Source organism: Burkholderia sp. HI4860, assembly GCF_002223045.2.
GTDB lineage: Bacteria > Pseudomonadota > Gammaproteobacteria > Burkholderiales > Burkholderiaceae > Burkholderia.
Genome location: NZ_NKFO02000001.1, coordinates 374,120 through 391,550, shown reverse-complemented (window position 1 = coordinate 391,550; position 17,431 = coordinate 374,120). Strand labels below are relative to the sequence as shown.

The 17,431-nt window shown below is 58.3% G+C and carries 16 protein-coding genes; 6 read left to right on the top strand and 10 right to left on the bottom strand.

The features are described from left to right. Positions 1–13: 13 nt before the first annotated feature. Entirely contained in the window at positions 14–763 is a 750-nt protein-coding gene (gene istB / locus CFB34_RS01820) for an IS21-like element IS408 family helper ATPase IstB (protein ID WP_006397350.1), read from the top strand. Positions 764–1,104: 341 nt separating this feature from the next. Here istB (CFB34_RS01820) and istB (CFB34_RS01815) read toward each other — a convergent pair whose 3' ends face one another. The 5 genes from istB (CFB34_RS01815) to CFB34_RS01795 form a co-directional block, all read right to left on the bottom strand. Continuing rightward, positions 1,105–1,893, bottom strand: a complete 789-nt coding sequence (gene istB, locus CFB34_RS01815; protein WP_012213993.1) for an IS21-like element ISBmu1 family helper ATPase IstB — start codon at positions 1,891–1,893, stop codon at positions 1,105–1,107. Positions 1,894–1,897: 4 nt separating this feature from the next. Then, entirely contained in the window at positions 1,898–3,409 is a 1,512-nt protein-coding gene (gene istA / locus CFB34_RS01810; protein WP_027809980.1) for an IS21 family transposase, read from the bottom strand. 904 nt (positions 3,410–4,313) lie between these two features. Next, positions 4,314–5,033, bottom strand: coding sequence for a hypothetical protein (locus CFB34_RS01805; RefSeq protein ID WP_143329576.1), 720 nt, complete (start codon positions 5,031–5,033; stop codon positions 4,314–4,316). A gap of 328 nt (positions 5,034–5,361) precedes the next feature. Beyond that, positions 5,362–6,156, bottom strand: coding sequence for an H-NS histone family protein (locus CFB34_RS01800; RefSeq protein ID WP_089444663.1), 795 nt, complete (start codon positions 6,154–6,156; stop codon positions 5,362–5,364). Between the two features lie 562 nt (positions 6,157–6,718). Further along, on the bottom strand, positions 6,719–8,164 hold the full coding sequence (locus CFB34_RS01795; protein ID WP_089444664.1) for a hypothetical protein: 1,446 nt from the start codon (positions 8,162–8,164) through the stop codon (positions 6,719–6,721). Positions 8,165–8,427: 263 nt separating this feature from the next. Between CFB34_RS01795 and CFB34_RS01790 the strand changes: the two genes are divergently transcribed. Continuing rightward, positions 8,428–8,997, top strand: coding sequence for a hypothetical protein (locus tag CFB34_RS01790; protein WP_089444665.1), 570 nt, complete (start codon positions 8,428–8,430; stop codon positions 8,995–8,997). A 161-nt stretch (positions 8,998–9,158) separates the two neighbouring features. Here the strand turns inward: CFB34_RS01790 and CFB34_RS01785 are convergent, their stop codons facing one another. The 5 genes from CFB34_RS01785 to CFB34_RS01765 form a co-directional block, all read right to left on the bottom strand. After that, positions 9,159–9,824: a hypothetical protein gene (locus CFB34_RS01785; protein ID WP_089444666.1), complete on the bottom strand. Its 666-nt coding sequence runs from the start codon at positions 9,822–9,824 to the stop codon at positions 9,159–9,161. Further along, entirely contained in the window at positions 9,821–10,441 is a 621-nt protein-coding gene (locus tag CFB34_RS01780) for a 7-cyano-7-deazaguanine synthase (RefSeq protein WP_089444667.1), read from the bottom strand. Before CFB34_RS01780 ends, CFB34_RS01785 begins: the two co-directional genes overlap by 4 nt. After that, positions 10,438–11,769 carry a nucleoside 2-deoxyribosyltransferase gene (locus CFB34_RS01775; protein WP_242808540.1) on the bottom strand — a complete coding sequence of 444 codons (1,332 nt, stop codon included), beginning with the start codon at positions 11,767–11,769 and terminating at the stop codon, positions 10,438–10,440. The genes CFB34_RS01780 and CFB34_RS01775 overlap by 4 nt, the downstream gene beginning before the upstream one ends. A 2-nt stretch (positions 11,770–11,771) precedes the next feature. Further along, a complete protein-coding gene (locus CFB34_RS01770) occupies positions 11,772–12,158 on the bottom strand; it encodes a hypothetical protein (RefSeq protein WP_089444668.1) in 387 nt (128 codons plus the stop codon). A 409-nt stretch (positions 12,159–12,567) separates the two neighbouring features. Beyond that, positions 12,568–13,385 (bottom strand): IS5-like element IS402 family transposase gene (locus CFB34_RS01765; protein ID WP_085954470.1). Its coding sequence is split into 2 segments (ribosomal slippage): positions 12,568–13,037 and positions 13,037–13,385, totalling 819 coding nucleotides; the frame shifts between segments, so codons are not numbered across the junction. A gap of 193 nt (positions 13,386–13,578) precedes the next feature. Between CFB34_RS01765 and CFB34_RS01760 the strand changes: the two genes are divergently transcribed. From CFB34_RS01760 to CFB34_RS01750, 4 genes are all read left to right on the top strand, one after another. After that, on the top strand, positions 13,579–14,475 hold the full coding sequence (locus CFB34_RS01760) for a DUF2971 domain-containing protein (RefSeq protein ID WP_089444675.1): 897 nt from the start codon (positions 13,579–13,581) through the stop codon (positions 14,473–14,475). 230 nt (positions 14,476–14,705) lie between these two features. After that, on the top strand, positions 14,706–14,837 hold the full coding sequence (locus tag CFB34_RS38995; RefSeq protein WP_089444674.1) for a helix-turn-helix transcriptional regulator: 132 nt from the start codon (positions 14,706–14,708) through the stop codon (positions 14,835–14,837). Positions 14,838–15,234: 397 nt separating this feature from the next. Beyond that, complete coding sequence (locus tag CFB34_RS01755) at positions 15,235–16,308, top strand: hypothetical protein (protein WP_242808539.1); 1,074 nt, start codon at positions 15,235–15,237, stop codon at positions 16,306–16,308. Continuing rightward, positions 16,248–16,667 (top strand): DUF2726 domain-containing protein, encoded by a 420-nt coding sequence (locus CFB34_RS01750; RefSeq protein ID WP_306427090.1) that lies wholly within the window; start codon positions 16,248–16,250, stop codon positions 16,665–16,667. The genes CFB34_RS01755 and CFB34_RS01750 overlap by 61 nt, the downstream gene beginning before the upstream one ends. Positions 16,668–17,431 lie beyond the last annotated feature (764 nt).

Here is a 17,431-nt window from a genome sequence, read left to right as displayed (position 1 = left end):
GAAGGAGGTCACGATGTTGATGCAGCACACCCTTACCCAGCTAAAGGCGCTCAAACTGGACGGCATGGCTCGCGCGTTCGAGGAGCAGTCAACGCTCACGGCAAGCACCAGCCTGTCATTCGAGGAACGCGTGGGCATGCTCGTAGATCGCGAGCTGGCCTGGCGTGATACGCGACGACTCGAACGTTTGCTGCGCGCCGCGAAGCTCAAGAACCCACAGGCCTGCGTCGAAGACATTGAATACCGGCAAACCCGTGGGCTGGACCAGCGCATCGTCGCCACGCTCGCCGGCTGCGACTGGGTGCGCAATGCTCAGAACCTGATCCTGACCGGCCCCACCGGCGCGGGCAAGACGTGGCTCGCTTGCGCGTTCGGCCAGCAGGCGTGCCGGCAGGGCTTCTCCGTGTTCTATGTGCGCGTCGCGCGGCTGTTCGAAGAGCTGAAAATCGCGCACGGCGACGGCAGCTTCACACGTCGGCTTGCGCAACTCGCGAAGATTGATGTGCTGATCCTCGACGATTGGGGCTTGCAGGATCTCGACCAGGCGGCGCGCAATGATCTGCTTGAGGTACTTGATGATCGTGTCGGTACGCGCTCGACTGTGATCACCAGCCAGTTGCCGCTCGAACACTGGCACGCGTGGCTGCAGGACCCCACGCTCGCCGATGCGATTCTCGATCGGCTCGTGCATCAGGCCCACAAGCTTCCGGTCAAGGGCGATTCGATGAGAAAGAAAACGAAATCCGAGTCCGCTGACGCCTGATCGTGATCACCGTCGCTATAATCCATTGACCGCGCAACACCACCTTCCAGACTGATCACGTTCGCCGAAACGATTGATCACCATCGCCGAAATCCGCATCCCAACGGCTGCAAGGCGAGGCCGTGCGCGCCAGAATCGTCAAGGGCTGCGAAGAATCCATCCTCGTCGATTCCGTCTTCTTGCAAACGTCCAGACACTTGCTGTCGAGAGTGCGGTGCGATTTCAAAGACCGAAATCCGAGACTCTCCGGAGCTGTTGTCGCGGGGCGGCGTAAAGGAGCCGGGGATGGGCGGCGTAATGGCGCCAGCAGAACCGGGGGTAAAACGCGGATTCGAACGGTTTCAAGGTTGCGGTTTTTTGCCGTTTTTGGCAACTGCATTTTGAGGGGGATCTGGCATCGGTTTCGGGGTGCGGTAACTGTCGCCCTCGAGGACGAGCCGGTAGGCGCCGTGGCGTAGTCGGTCGAGTGTGGCGGTGCCGAGGATGCGGTTGTCGGGGAACGCGGCGCCCCATTCACCGAAGTCGAGATTCGACGTCAGGATGGTCGCCGCGTGCTCGTAGCGGGCCGCGACGAGATCGTGGAAGTCCTCGTCCTGCGGGGTACGTAGCGGTTTGAGCGCGAAGTCATCGACGATCAGCAGCGGCACCCGGGCGTACTGCTGGAACTTGCGGTCATAGGCGCCGGTGGCGCGCGCGGCGTTCAATCGCTTGAGCAGCTCGGTCTGCGAGATGAACAGCACATCGCGGCCTTGGCGGGCGGCGCAGTGGCCCAGCGCCTGGGCCAAGTGGCTTTTGCCGGTGCCGGTTGGACCGGCGATCAGGATCGCGACCTTCTCGTCGAGATACCGGCCTGTCGCGAGATCATGAACGTGTGAGCGGTTCAACGTAGGCAGCCGGTCGAAGTCGAACGTCTCGAGCGTCTTGCCCATCGCGAAGCCGGCGCGCAGCAGACGGGTGCCGAGCTTCTTGTGTTCGCGACGGGCAACCTCGTCGTGCAGCAGCATGGCAAGGAACTCGGTATAGGCGAGCTGCCCGTCGATCGCCTGACGGTTGCGCTGCTCAAGCGAGTCGAGGATGCCGGACAGGCGCAGCTGTTTGAGGATGGAATTCAATTCGGGACTCGGGTTCATGGTGTCAGTGGATCAGCAGGGATTGGAGATCACGGCCGAAGCGGCCGCCGTTCTGGTAAGCGCCAGTCGGGGCCGACGCGGGACGCGGCACCGGTTCGCTGTCCAGGCCTTTGTCGAGGATGCCCTTGATGGTGCTGTACTTCGCGCTGCTGAACGCGAGCGCACGCTCGCAGGCTGCTTCCAGCCTCTGATCGCCGACTTTCTGTCGCAGCCGGATGATCCCCTGCGCGCCGCGCAGGTTGACGAGCACCTTGTCGTTGAACAGCGCGAGGATCACGCCGTGGCACGACGGCCCGATCTCCTTCGCGCGCGCCAGACACCACTGCGGATCGTGCTCGAGCCAGGCCTGCGCTTCGGGCGGCTGGTGATCTCGCACCGTGTGGCGACCGCCGGCCCGCTGCCGCGGATGGGTTGCGACGAGTTCATGCCGATGGAACAGCTGGATGACCGTATCGGTCGCCTTCAGCCAGAGCGACTTGCCGACGAGCGTGAACGGTGCAGAGTACAGCGCGTGCTTGTAGACGACGTGGCCGTCGCGATGGACCGCCACCTCCTTCCAGACCGACAGTACCGGCGGCACGTCCGGCAATGCAGCGAGCAACGGGCGCTCGACGCCGAAGCGCGTCAGCGGCCGTTCGTGGACGGTGCCGTGGATACGAGTGCCGGCCTGCTGCATCACCCATTCGCGCAGTTGCCGGTTGGCGTCGGCCAGATCCCGGAACTCGCGCAGCGGCACGAAGGACTTCTTGACGTATTTGACGCCCGATTCGACGACGCCCTTCTTCTGGGGATCGTGCGGCGGACAGGCGTCGATCCGGAATCCATATCCCTCGGCAAGCGCGGCGTACGAGCGTTGCACCGCCGGCTCGTATCGACACGCCCGGATGATCGCGCACTTCGCGTTATCGATGATGACCCGGTCGGGACAGCCGCCGAACCATTCGAAGGCGCGCCGGTGGCTGGCGAGCCACGTCTCGACGGTCTGGTCCAGCACGATCTCGGCATACTGGTGGCGCGACCAGCACAACGTCATCACGAAGATCCACGTCCGGACCGCAATGCCCTCGACCGTCAGCACGGGTCCCGCGCCGAAGTCGACCTGCGCGGCGTCGGCCGGTGCGAAGTCGAGGATCGTTGTGGTGGCCACGCTGCGCTCGGCAGCCAGATGGCGCAGCATGCGCTTCACGGCACAATAGCTGCCGGCGTAGCCATGATTGCGTTGAAGGGCGGCATGGATCGTGGTGCCCTGAACGCCGGCGGCAAGCCATTCGCGGACCTGTTCGCGATATGGCTCAACCGTCGACACACAGGTGTGCGGCAGGTGCGGCGTGCGCCCGAAGACACCCGCGATCGTAGCGTCGTCCGGCAGCGGCTGCACCGGATCCAGCCAACTACGCGCTTCAGCCTCGCGGCGCACGGTCGTCAGCTTCTTGCGCCCCATCAAACCGCCGCGCGCGATGTCGCGGTCAGAATCGCCTTGCCGCATGCGGACAAGGACTTGGCGGTATTCAAACAATTCGAACCTCCTGTTGGCCATGGACGCTCCGTTCAAAAAGAACGGAGCGTACCGACTCGGAAAGTTCGAACCGCGTTCTCGCCCTGATGCTGCTGGCGCCTATGCGCCGCCCCTAACGTGGCGCCATTACGCCGCCCTTGGACTGGCGCCTATGTGCCGCCCCTCAAGTGGCGCCCTTATGCCGACCCCGCATTGGCTCCATAGCGCCGCCCCGTGACAGCTGTCCCAATGCGCTCGTAGGAACTCTTCGAACGAACCCGGCCACGCTGGCGTACGGCAGGTGATAACTAGCTGAAGCGCACCGGGAGAGACGTCACGAAGTACATCTTCGAGTACTGTTTCTGCGCACTTGATGTTGACTCGAGATTCATCCAGTGCATCGAGAAAGAGAACAGAATGAATCCCCGTGCTCACGCAGTCTTTCAACAGTCGGCGTAGCGCTGTGTCTAGAAGCACCGCGTCAGCATACCTTCCCAAGTCCAGACTTAGCACCCGCCGGCTCGGCTCGGCTTGCGCAATGGTGCGAAGAAGGTTGAGTTCGAAAGATTTTCCGGAGCCAGGTTCACCGAGGAGAACGAGGACGTCCGATGTCTTATGGAGTTCGTGTGTCTGCTTTATATGAGCGTTGTAATATTCGCGCCACTTGCCCCCGGCGAATACCGTGTAGCCATGTTCGTCCGTTTGGATAGATTGTCCACGCGGTGCCCAGTATCGTCCGCTAGTTGGCGAGGCGACGTCCATGTTTGTCATACCTTCTGTTTTTCTTGCGACCGGTATCGCTGAAAGTCTAACATTGAGAGAACTCAGCCCATCAGCCCGCGCAGAGAGAGGTGCAAGATTGGCCGAAGCTCATAACAACCGTTACTTCCTGGGTGGACGACGCGCGGAACTGGCAATTGCGTGTTCACAGCCCTTTCCTCAAGTGGTCAAGTCGACCAGTGAGGTCAAGGACGTCGTAGCGCTCTTTCATAAGTGGCCGGAACATCGACAATGTACACACGCCAACTTGTGCAGTAGTCTTGTGGCACAGTTCGAGGGGGGCGCCAGTTGGAAACAAATAGTTCGTGTTGAACCGGATGTCTTCGCCCATCTTCTCATCCGCCAGGCCCTGCATTAATGCGCGTTCGTTTGGATGTGCACCATGGTCAATCGTTCGTTGATACAGTGCATCTGCCACCTTTGCCTCATTGGCATCGATGATAGCCAGTTCATCAATCATATCGGTGATTTTGAATGTCCTTTTGACTTCGCGTAACGAAGCCTCGTCGTCGTGGCGCTTGAGCCATACTTCGCGCAGGTCTGGCTTGCGAGCAAGGAAAAATCCGTACAGAGCATGCTCCAGTACAACGCGATTCAGGGCGTACGCTTCGACTACCTGACCTGAGCAGGCCGCTGAGGTGGCAGCAAGAAACGCAGAGTGAGCTCTGGTAACAAAAAATCCGGAGAACCACAATTTGCTGTGGTGAAGCCCGTCACTAATCAGTTGGCGAAATCCGAGGTCGATATCGATGTATCGTCCGAACGCATCATGGTTATTCGAGAATGTCGCGAATTGATTGTTGCGGGTGATATCAAAGAACTTGGTGATTTCGTCCGCTGACCATCGTTTCGGTTGCTTTTCCACATTGAGCTCCCACAAACTCAGACTTTGTCCTGGCTCGCCGAGGCACCGCTAGTTCTATCAAACAAGCTGTCGAAACGGTCAATTCAACAAGCTAGAACGCTTGTTTCCACAGGCGCTCTAGCTCAAACCTTACGACGCTACGGTCACTGCCGGCACAGCGATGACAAGGCACTTGCCGATGGCTTGGCCTCGTAGTTGGGCACCGGCGTAAAGAAGGGCTTCACGCCCGCACGAACTAGGCAATCCACGCTCGGTAATTGGGTAACAGCTCTCCCCAAAGCGTACGTAGTGTCGCGATGAACCCTTTTCGCCTTACCCTGGAAGGGGCTCACGCGGCCTCAGCGCTCTCGGTCGGAACGGCAGCATTTGCGATTACAGCAGCGTCGGTTACCGCGCTGTGTGCAGTCTTGCGAGCATCCTGCTTCGCCGTCGCCTTTTTCGATGCGGCCTTTTTCACTGGGGTCTTCTTGGCAGGCTCCTTCTTCGAGGCTTGGACGGGCGTTTTCGTCGCCGGCTTTCGGGTCGGCACGTTCTTCGCGGTTGCCGCTTTCTTGACTGCTACCTTCCTTCCAGCCGCGCTCCTCCTCGTGGCCGTCGGCTTCGCAGCCGAGGTTGCTTCTTCAGCACCGTCAATCAAGAACCTTGAGGGGTCCTTCGCGCCAGCGAGCCACACTGGCGCGCGACCACGGCCGCTCCAAGTCGCTCCCGACTTTGGGTCCCGATACTTCGGAGCCTGCGGGCCTCGCACGTAGTTCCCGGTCTTTGCGCTCGTCGAAGTGGCACGAGCCGACTTCGCAGGCGCCTCTTCGACCAGGAACTTCGTCCGGTCCTTCGCATTCGCAATCCATGCCGGTGCACGCCCATGACCAGTCCACGTTGTGCCGGTCTTGGGGTCGCGATATTTCGCAGGGCCTGCGGCTTGCTTCGGTGCAGCGGTGGCTGCCGACTTGCGACCACGCTTCTTGCCGCCGATAAACGACTCGATGTCTGCCGTAGTAATGCCGTGCTTTTGCATCAGCCCGTGGATTTTTTCGAGAGCGCCAGAAGACTCTTTCTGAACGAGGGCTTCCGCCTGAGCTTGGAGCTTCGCAATTTTCGCTTGTATATTTCCGAGCGTAGCCATCGGCTTCCCTTATATGTGAATGATGGGCGCACTATGCCATATCGAGCGACTGTAGTGCGGAAACTGCGCTCAAGAAAAGAAAATTTCAATGTGACACACCCATCAACAGACCGAAGGCAAGCTTAGGGATACTGTGCACCGGGTCGACGCCGAAGTAAGCGTCCGGCGAATCCGCCCCGTGGTTACGCCGGGCGCTTACAAAGTGCACGATAAGCCAAGGGCACCGTTAAAACCGCCTTATTCATCAGGTTGTTTTTGTAGTTGCCTATCTGAAGGCGATGACCGCGCACTATGATGAGATGGGCCTACTTCTGAAAAGGCAGCTAGCCGACATCTTGCCCCTTCCCTGATACGAGGCCCTCGCGGCTTCCCGCTAATCGTCTCGGTCCTCGCAGCCCGAAGGGCAACAATAGGACTCGACGCCGAGTGCCCCCTCTGTGCACGTCCGGCATGGCATAGTCTATCCGGCGCGCAATCGCCAGTGTGACGTCCCTAGCGAGGCAATCCGACAAGACGCGGCGTCAACTGCGGCGGAATACCGGTCGACCAACAGGTTATCCGGCTATCGGACGCTATGTCTGGACAGCAGCCTGTCGAAGAATTCCGTGACACATCGCAGTGCCTTCGGGCCGACATTCCGTTGTTCAAGATTGACATCAAGGAACTCGTGCCCGCCGAAGCGGTACACCTCGTAGCCCATCAGCCGTAGCCGGCGGTCCTCGGCCGCCATCTCGGCGTAGCGCTGCGCGTTCGCAATGTAGCGCTCGGGCACGTTACGGTCTGCCACTGCATAGTGATGTCGGCCATCAATTTCGATGACGATTCGCACACCCTGGTCCAGCATCAAGAGAAAGTCCATGCGCTGCCGTGCCAGAAACTGTTCGTCTCCGCGCTCGCGGCGCGTGTAGGGGTCGTAATGCAGGTATACCTGCGGGATTAACGCCGGCAGCCTGTCGCCAAGCTCTTTCCCATAGCGTTCGTAATAGCCCTGAAACAGCGCAAACTCGCCGGGAGAGTCCGTGTCGACGACGGACTGGCGTAGCCGCCGGAACAACTGGTCCTTCGCGCTGCCCATGTCGCTAATGCATTGAAGTTCGGCATACCAGTCTCGGAGGTCCTTCCACAGCAGAAGGCCAGAGCTAGGCAGCGCGCGGTCGAAGACGAGCACCTTGTCCGCGTGCTTAGTGATTTCGACGTCATTGTTGAGCGCGTCACGAAAGACCAGCTCAGGCTTTTCGCCAGTCGACGCGAAAATCAGATTCTTCATCGCTCCAGCCACGCCGGCCTGCGCACGAACCGCGCCGTAGATGGCATATCCTGACTCGACGGACGTTTGCCGCACCGTGAAGCCGTCGCGTTTAAGCGCATTGCCAATGGCGGCGGCCAACTCTGCCTGCTCTGCGTCGCGGCGAGTCAACGGGTGAAGAAGCTTAGCGAGCAGCGCAAAAAAGCGCGCCTGACTGCACGTCAGCACACCGCATTGCGTCAGCAACTCTTCGTGCGACCAGTCGTCGTTGCGCAGGCAGTGCTGCACAATCTGTGCATGCAAGCTGGTGTTTTCAATCCACCAGGATGCCCCAGCCTCCAAAACAGCTATGCCAAATATCTCCTGCAGGCTCTCAATCAGCGGAAGTTCGCCAAACAAGGATGGCAAGGGATTAAGGGCCTTGAGCACGTCACGGCGAACTAGTTGGCTCACGCGGTGTTCGGCGTGGACTGTCATTTCGTTGAAGGCGTCCGCGAGGTCCTCGGAGGGGTACTCTCGGAGCACTCGCGCCGTAAGGTCAAGGAGGGCTGGCTCGTCCCAGGTGAGGATACGGCGCCGCACATACTGCCGCTTGCTACTGAAAGCCTCTTGGCCATCGTCGGGTTCGACAGCCTGTTGAATCCCAAGCCGAACGCAAACATCCGGAAGGTCGTAAGCCTTCGCGGCCGCAACCGTTTGCGCGATAAGGTCCCTCAACGTATCGAGGGGGATTATCGGCGGTTTGATGTTCGAAACCAGCATGCTGCCTCCGTGGTTTGTAGCGCGTGTACATCCTACGGCTCGGCGAAAGCCCACTGCACGTCGCCATTGACCGAGCGTGCGGACTCTGCGAGCTTGTCCGCCCCCCCAGCATGTCGCACTTACTTGCTAATGGATGCCGCCGGACGGTATATGCTGCGCAAGCGCACCCGCGGCTGCAACCGTATCCCGCGTATCCGCCAACAAGCTGTGATTTATGATATTCAATTGCCACACCAACATAGCCGACTACGGGCGGAGACAGCATGGAGCAGATATCGCGCTTGCATATTTCTAGCTTAATCGGCGAGACTTTGGTATCGCTTCAAGCATTTGAGCAGTTGTTGGTCGCATTCCTACTGTCCACAGTATCGGAGAGCGAGGCAGACCAAAAACTTGAGCAGTTACTCCTTCGGAACAAGGAGACATTGGGACGATTACTCAAGGAGTTGTCTACAAGAACAACATTGCCGGAGCGCTTTGCTTCGGATTTCGACTCGCTTCTTGAGATGCGCAACGTTTTCATTCACAGGCTATTGTTGGAGCCGAGGTTCTCTCTCAACTCTTCAGAGGGCCGTGTCGCTCTTGATGCGTTTATGAAGAACATTCGCGCCAAACTAAAGCTGGCAATTTATGTATTGCTTGGTGCCATGCGTCAAACGCTTGGCACCGAGATGTCACCCAGAGCAGCTGAGCGCTTCGGACACATCATTCATCGTATCGACGTCACTTCCACGCGAGATTTTGGCGGGCTCAGCGAAGATGCTTACATCGCCGAGGTCGTCAGGACGGCTGTAGCCCTATACGATTCCAAGTCGAAAGTGCCGCCATCTTGAGTCGAACCCACCTGGTAGCACATTCATCGTCAGCTCAGGCGCTCATTTGCTGACTTTCGCTCGTCGACATTGGTCACGATGCTCGAATAACGGCGTGTCGTACGCGGCATACTGCACCCAGACGGATGGTCCTCACAAGAAGTGCTCGCCGTTCAACCCGCTCAGACCGCCAAGGTCAACTGCACTTGGGCTGGCGCCGCAGCGCGGCGCCATAGCCAAGCATCGAATTCGCGTCGCGGTAGTGATAGAAGGTCCGCCGCGCAACAGAATGATTTGCGGAGGAAGTGATAGTCGTCGTTTTCGACACCGACAGTTTTCGCGAACGTGCGCACATGGCGGTCAACTGCTATAGAGTCGATACCAACGAGACACGCCATGTAATCCACAGTCTTCGGACCGATGCCATTGACGGTCTGAAGTGCATCGCAGAACTCGTCGGACGCAAGGCTAACGCGTAAGTCATTCACGTCCTCGATTCCCCAATCCTTGAGGAAAACAACCAGCGCTTCGAAGCGAGTCACCTTCTCATGGTGGCGCCAGTTCAGGAAGGCACCTGTCTTGCCGTCTTGAATCAGTGCGACCAATGAGGAAATTGTGAGGCGATTCGGATGTGCCCGCAGGATGGCCACTACCCGCGGACGCACAACCGTCGTGTAATTGAGCCCTGCCTGGAGCACGGAATCCGCAAGAACGGCTCCCAAGTGCTCGCATGTAGCACGCGGATGCATCTCCTCGAAAAGTGCGCCCTCGTCCTTCGCATGGTCGGCGATGCGACGCGCTGCGAGTAATACCTCGATAGCGGCCCCTTTGGCTTCAGTCGTGCTCATACCAACTTAGCCTCTTTCAATGCGTTCAGGCGCTCGACGCAGTTCGGACATGCGCCGCACGGAAACTGTGCAGACGCCTGGCAAGAGTAGGTTCGTCCGATAGGCACGCCAAGTTCCGCAGCCACTCGGGCCACGTCGGCCTTGGACGAGTAGCGGAACGGGGAGTGGAAGCGAACGGGACCAATGCTCGATGTGAGTCCGTCGAGGCTGTTCATAAACGCGGCAGTACAGTCAATTTCTTTGGCGTGGTTGCTATTGATGAAGCCAGTATAGACATCCAGGATACCGACCGTTTGTGCACGCGCCGCAGCAGCAGCGAAGAACAGCATCGTTCGGTAGGGGATGTACAAGTCGTCGTCCTTGACCTCTTCAGTCCAGAGGTCAGCTTCGCGAATCAGCCGCGACTGCGAACCTCTGAAGATATCCGATATGTCAAAGCGCTCAGGTCGCCTCATATCGGCAGGCAGGACCTCGGTGACCCGGCTCCACTCAACGTCTACGCAATGTTGCCCGTAGTCAAAAAAGATTGGGACGACCTCAACGCCCGTTGCCACGAGCTGGTACCCAACAGTCGTTGAGTCCAGGCCGCCAGAGGCCAGAAGAAGCGCGCTTTTCATTGCGATTCGGCCCTCAATTTGGCAAGAGCGTCGAAAGTACCGTTGAGACACACATCGAGGTCGGCGGAGTATACCGAACTTCCGACGACGACCATCGTGTTCTCATTTTCTTGCCGTGGGTCGTAGGTGACGACCGGCTTACCCATCTCGATTGCCATGCCGATTTCGATGAGCGTGCCAGGGTCACGGTCGAGTGGAACTGCGAAGACGGCGTCGCACTCTTTTAGCAGCTGACAGTCCATGTAATACGTGCGACGCAGGTCAGCTTCGCTCGCGGGCCGCTTCAACTCGCCGTTCTCCTGGATAGGACGACGCACTTTGAAGTTGTGATACTTCAGGCTATCCGCCGCTCGGTCGAGTTCCGGCTTCTCAACGTAGGAAAGGTCCGGTCCAGCAAGGTAGATGGAATAGCGCGGTCGGTCGTGCCAAGGAAGCACGGTCCCGCCGAGCGACTGCAGCGCATCGAGAGACAGCAGGAAACCTCTTTGCACGTCGCGCTGAATGTCGTCAGGGAACGTGGACTGCGAGTAAACCGTCGCAGCCTGACAGCCGCGCCATGCGGCTTCAATCCATCCCTTGTGAGCGAGACCGACCATCACAGCGCTGTAGACGTCGCCCACTCCAACGGAGTTGACCGTTATACCGAGGGTCGCGGGAATTTCTTCGACGCTGCCGTCGCGTAAATCGAAGAGCCGGCTGCCGCCACGATTCTCCTTCAGCAAGAATACGTCCGGCGACAGCTTCTTGACCGCCGCTATCAACCCGCCAACATCGCCCTTGCCGAGCCGCTCGAACAACGAAGACGACGTCGAGATGATGAGCGCCTGCGCCCGCCCGCTGTATGCCTCGAGTGCCGACAGGTCGTCCAGGTCATAAGCGATGTCGAATGAGAAGCGTGCGTCGGGAGAGAAAGCACTAGTGAGTTCGTTGATATCGAACCGACCGGGGAAGATAACGACCTTCTGGTAAGCGTCAAGCCGCGGGAGTGGTGCGCGGAAATTCACCACCTTGGTGTCGCGCATCAAGTCTTCGTAGCCTTGATGCGAGACCTCTGTCGTGTCTCCAATCAAAATGACGTTCGGTGCGCCGACGACATCACCAAGCCAAATGAATTCCTTACAACCGCACTCCTTCAGATAGCGCTCCGCTTCGTCTATCAGATACTGCGGGCAGACTGCCGCCACAGAGTAATCGAGGCCTGCAGCCCAAAGTCCTCGCGCAGCGTGCGCGATACCACCCAAACGAAGCTTGCACATCGCACCTTGGCGGGCGAGCGTGTAGTCGACAACCAACTCCCCAACAATCAGAACTGCGTCTGCGGGCGCCATAATTATTGCGGTACGAAGTCAGCTTCGATGGTGGGAACAGGCTTGTCCGCCGAACTCTTCACCACGCCGACGTAAGTCACGCCGCCCGCCAGGCAAGCCGCAAGGTAGTTGAACGATGTGGGAAGTGCACCCACCTTCACGCCGTCCACATTGACTGCGAAGATGCGCTTCTTATCAAAGAAGATGCTCAACTGGGTGCCGGGCGTAGGTACTTTCCTGAATTGCGAATAGAAGTCGCACTGGCCGACATCCTCAAGTACGCTGGAGAATGCCTGCTTGCACCTGTCGACACCGCTCGTGCCACCCGCGACACCATTTCCGTCTCCCTTGACCTCCTTGGCTTTCGTACCGGGATAGTCCGAAAAAGAACCCGAGCCTGAGCTGCCCATAGTGCCCCCGTTGCGTGGTTGATGAAGTCTTTTCCTGCCGCGTATGTGCTTTCTTCTCTACGAAAGTGTACAAGAATCTGAAATTCAGTTGTCGCGTTTTCGACGCGTGCATCGCAATCTAAGCTTGGCGAATAGCAAATATGGATTAGTCACTCGAGCGGAAAGCAATAGACCGATTGTGTACTGGGGAAGGCGACTGCATTTTATCGAAACAGTTAGCATCGCATCGCGAAACGCTAGATAGACGGGACGCGGCCGGCTTGACCCTAATGGTCTCTCTGCTTCATATCTTGCAATGCGATTTCACTGCGCGAGAGCGTTGCTTACGTGAAGGAGTTCACTTGTATCCAGAGGGTCACAGTGAGTTTGCGAGGAGTAAAATCTGGTGGAGTTGTGCTAAGAGACGGTTTCATAAAGACTGATCGGCCCGCCGAAGGGTATTCCAGCAGATCAGACAGCAACCGAGTTTGAGGAACGCGCCGTGAATGTCTGCACGGCGCTCGAAACGAATACGGAGACGACGGAAGTGATGCAGCCAGGCATGCGTGCGTTCGACGACCCAGCGATATTTGCCAAGGCCGCTGCCATGTTCGGTACGGCGCTTGGCGATCACTGGCTCGATACCGCGATCGCGCAACGCGCGCCGATGTCGCTCGGAGTCGTAACCGCGATCCGCGTAGACCACACGCGGCCGCTGCAATGGGTGGCCACGCAATCCGCGGATCGGCGGAATCGCGTCGATCAGCGGCAGCAATTGCGTGACGTCGTTGACGTTCGCGCCGGTCAGGATCGCGGCGAGCGGCGTACCGTTGGCGTCGGTGACGATGTGGTGCTTGGAACCGGGTCGCGCGCGATCGGTGGGGTTTGGCCCAGTTTTTGGCCTGCCCCAACGGCGCGAATCGATGATGAATCGACGGCGGCTCGTGAGAAGTCGATCTGGTCCGCTGCGCGCAGCTTTGCGAGCAGTAGCTCGTGCAAGCGATCCCAGACACCGGCTGCTTGCCAATCGCGCAGCCGGCGCCAACATGTCACGCCCGAGCCGCATCCCATCTCGGCCGGCAGGTCGCGCCAGCGTAGTCCGGTCTTGAGAACGAACAGGATGCCGGTCAGCGCGGCGCGATTCGAAACAGGCAGGCGGCCCGGGTTCTTCTCGCGCCGCGGCTTGGGTGGCGGCAGTAACGGCTCGATCAGTGTCCACAATTCATCGTCGATGATCGGCTTGGCCATCTCCTCAGTCTCGGTTGTTCCGATGCCTGAGGTTAACAGCTCACCGCGAAAGTTAACAGCCCCACGGGGCCTTTTTGAAACCGTCTCTAAGAATACGGGGGGTTTTAAGCGGACCATCTAGTCTGCACGAGACCATGCGGACTACGTCGACGACGAGCAGCAGCCCGGGGAATGTGGTTAGACTGGAACACTGATGGCCAAGAACCTTTTGTACAAGTACGTAACTATCCCTACGCTGAAGAGGATACTCGGAGGGTCCATTCGCCTGACCCAGCCTGGGGCGTTTAATGACCCATTCGAGCTGCTGCCGGAGATAGTTGTTCGGACTGACCAAGCGGAAGAGCAAATCAGCCTTTCGTTCGACATTCTCTCCCCTCGACGTGAGGCCCCGCTCGACGCTGTCGTCCAGGTGACGGACGGATACGTGGCCAGCGATTTCACATCCCGAAATATCCTGGACCAGTTCAATCAGCAGGTCGGTATTCTCTGTCTGTCGAAATCCCCCAACTCAATCTTGATGTGGTCGCACTACGCCGACCAGTATCAAGGCGCCGTCATCGCCTTCGATGCCGACCATGAGTTCTTCACTGGTCAAATACCGGTCGAGTACGTGGAGGAGCGTCCGAAAAAACATATCGATTCCTATAAAGCTGCGCCTGTACCTTTGTCCGAGCTTTGCGCGAAATCCGTCGAGTGGCAGTACGAGCAGGAGGTCCGCATTATTCGCGCGCTACATGACTGCAATAAAACAGAAGTTTTCGACGCAAGAGGCTTCCCCGTGTTCACCGCAGAGGTGCCTCAGGAAGCCATCCATTTTGTCTCGATGGGTGAGCGGACACCCGTGCCGCAGCAGAAGGAGATTTTTCAGCTGCTACACGAGACGAAAATCGGTTTGACTTTGTCGGCCGTCGACAACGTGGGCTACGGATTCCGCCAGGAGATTATTCTCTACCCAGGCGACTTCCGGAATCCAACCATCTCAGCACGAACCGCGAACATATTCGTCGGTACGAACTCCCCATTTGCGGAGATGGCGCGATTGATGATTGAGAACCATCCGACCAGCAGGCTCGTGAACAAGACCGTGTAGTCGGGCAATCAGGCCGAAGCGACGCCACGCTAGAGGCGCCGCCCTCGACCACGCATGATGCTATCCAGCTGCAGGCATCGCACTCATTTAGAAATGGTTTGCTCCCGTGGTTGCCGTACGTCAGGTGATTGTGTAACGTAGTCTGCGATACATAATTCGCCGTACAGCATGACCGACGGCAAACCTGAGACTATCACGTGCGTAAGAGTTGAGCACCTTGTCGTCAAGACGTGCGTTGTGAACCATTCCGCCGACCGTACGTAAGTCACATCGAACGGGCGGCGACGAACATCACACTCGATAATCTTCAGAAGCTGGCGTTGGGTCTCGGGGTAGGCCCGTCGGAGTTGCTTGTCGCCTAACGTGGTTGCGGCATGGTTGTGCCGTTTTCATTTCGAGCAAGCATCGCGTAGATGCGCTTTGAGAACGCGAGACGCCGTCTGGAGAGCAGGGCAATGGAGCTTCGATGGACGAGTCCACACGACCTGCGTGAGGGATACACAAGGCCCCTCATCTCGCATGACGATATGGCCCTTTTGCTCAGGCGGCGTCCCCCTTGCTCCACCATATCGACATATCGAGGCCAATGTGTCACGTAAGAACAAGAAGTCCGGAGCTACCCGACGCGCTACCGCGGTCCAACGTCCTGCAGCCTCAACAGGGAGCAGCATCAATTCTCAAACCCCCATAGGCATCACGCTTGAAGACCTTCGGAAGCAGGTCCATCATTGCGTCCAGACAGAGCAGTGGAACGAGCTGTTGGAATTCGTCAACGCGCTGACGCCGTCGAGCATTGTCGACAAGACGGGCCACGAGGCGGAGTTCTGGATACTGAGCTCGAAGGTTGTCGCTTGGACGAAGGCACACCTGTCGTCAATCGAATTCGTCGAAGCGCAAAACCGGTCAGCGCTCAAAGGCGCCGTAATGCGCATGGCCGAACTCGCGACGCGGTTCTATCGCGCAGACGAGTTCCATATCTATCTGCGCCTGCTCGACTTCACCTTGGAGGACACGCTGCACGCGCTCGACCAATTGACGCGTGCCTGCATGGACCCGATGCAGTTCAAATGGGTTGAGCGTCTGCGAAGCGTAGCCCTGTCCTTGATGTTCCCTGACGAGCACTGGGAGGACGATGACCTTCTTCCTGGGCAAAAGGAACTGCTCGAGCAGGTTCCCGACTTGGACCTTCTGCTAAGAGAGGCCTATGCACGAGCCTGGAAGATGCCTGGGCTCGAGGACGATGACAAGATTCGGCTGCTGGCCATGCAAACGGAGTTGGAGATGCTTGCCGCTACACCGGGCGACGCACCGGCTGTGCGCGCAGCGTTGGCCAAGCTTCCCGAACCTGTCCTGCCCGATGAGTACGTGGGCGAAGCCTTGGATGACGAGTACTTATCCCGACAGGAATTGACTCCGTCAGGCTGGGGGTTCCTGTGGGAGATGGGCTTCGCGAAGCCCAATGATTACGCAGTCGTCCTAGAGAGATACCCCGGGCCTTTCGCGCACGATTTCTCCGATGGTCTCGCGGCAATGATGCGTAGCACCTTGGCGACGCACGAAAATGAGCGCGACCGTTACCTGGTTAGCGCAGTCAATTATCTCTCCCGGTACGCGCGTGTCTCGGACATCGAGATGGGTGGCTTGATGGTGCAGGGTGCGGACGGTCCGGAATCGATTCCGTTTGCATTCTCGGGCCTTCGAAAACCCGCACCGGTACCGCCGCCATCAAGCAGGTATTCAACAGCGAGCGCGAGTTCAGCATCTACCAGGTCGTGGTGCAACTGTGCCCGAACCACCTGGTGTTCCCGAATTGCGCGTTGCAAAGCATCATGAGCTACGACCGTCTGAAAGAATTGGTCGACCAGGATGACTTCGGGTACTACCTGCGCGCGAGCGTAGACATCGTGGTTGTATCCAGTACTACATATCTGCCCATGCTGGCTATCGAAGTGGATAGCCCGTGGCATGATACCGACCGTCAGCAGGTACGCGACGAGCGCAAGGACAGGCTCTTTTCCACGGCGGGAATTCCCTTCCTGCGCTTGCGGCCGCTCGGGCGACCGACGCCTGAAGTCGTGCGCGCTGAAGTCGCGTCTCACATAGCCGAGCTCGTGAGCGCGTTGCGTTCTGACATCCCGGGCTATGACCAGGCGCAGGGGTTGTTGCGCGACTTGGCGCGGCCTGGCGACTAAGCTGACACGAGCCTCACTCCGGACACGTTCCATAGAATCGACGATTGGTGCATGATATGAAGGCGATACTGAGGTCAGCACATGGCTTGGCTTGGTTGGCGCAATTTTCTCGAACCGACCAAGCGACGGCTATTGCCCTCGTGGATAAGGTGAGATTCATCGATGAGACCGAGTTCGCGCAGAGTATAAAGACATACCTCACAGACCTCCTCCAGCAAGAGCCAGCTTTCTTTCCGCTGGCGCTTTACGTCGAGAGAGAGATTCCAAAGTTGAATGGCGTCCCAAAGCGCCTATTTGCCGAGCCTAGGCGAAAAAGAAGGCGGAGAATTACAGGAAGTGCAGAGCCTTGGATATATAGGACAGTTAACAAATCCGGTGAGGTGGGAAGTGAAGGGGTCCTTCGCACGTTGGTGACCGAACTTCAACGAAGCAACCCGAGCCAATACATATCCCATGGCGGGCCGGACGTCCTGCGCACGAAGAAACCAAATACGTTTGTGGTCCTGACAGACTTCCTAGGCTCCGGCCAGCGGGTTTCCGATTTTTTGACTTCCGTCTGGAAGCTTCGCACGTTCCGTAGTTGGTATTCGGGGAAACAGATTCGATTCATGGTTGTTGCTTACGCGGGCACCAAAGAGGCAAAGGAAAAGGTCCAGCGACACCCCTCTGCGCCAGAAGTACGATTGATTCGAGGTTGCAAAACCTTGTCAGCCATCCGACCTCCTGGGGAGCGTGCGAAGCTGATTGACCTCTGCCAGAGCTAT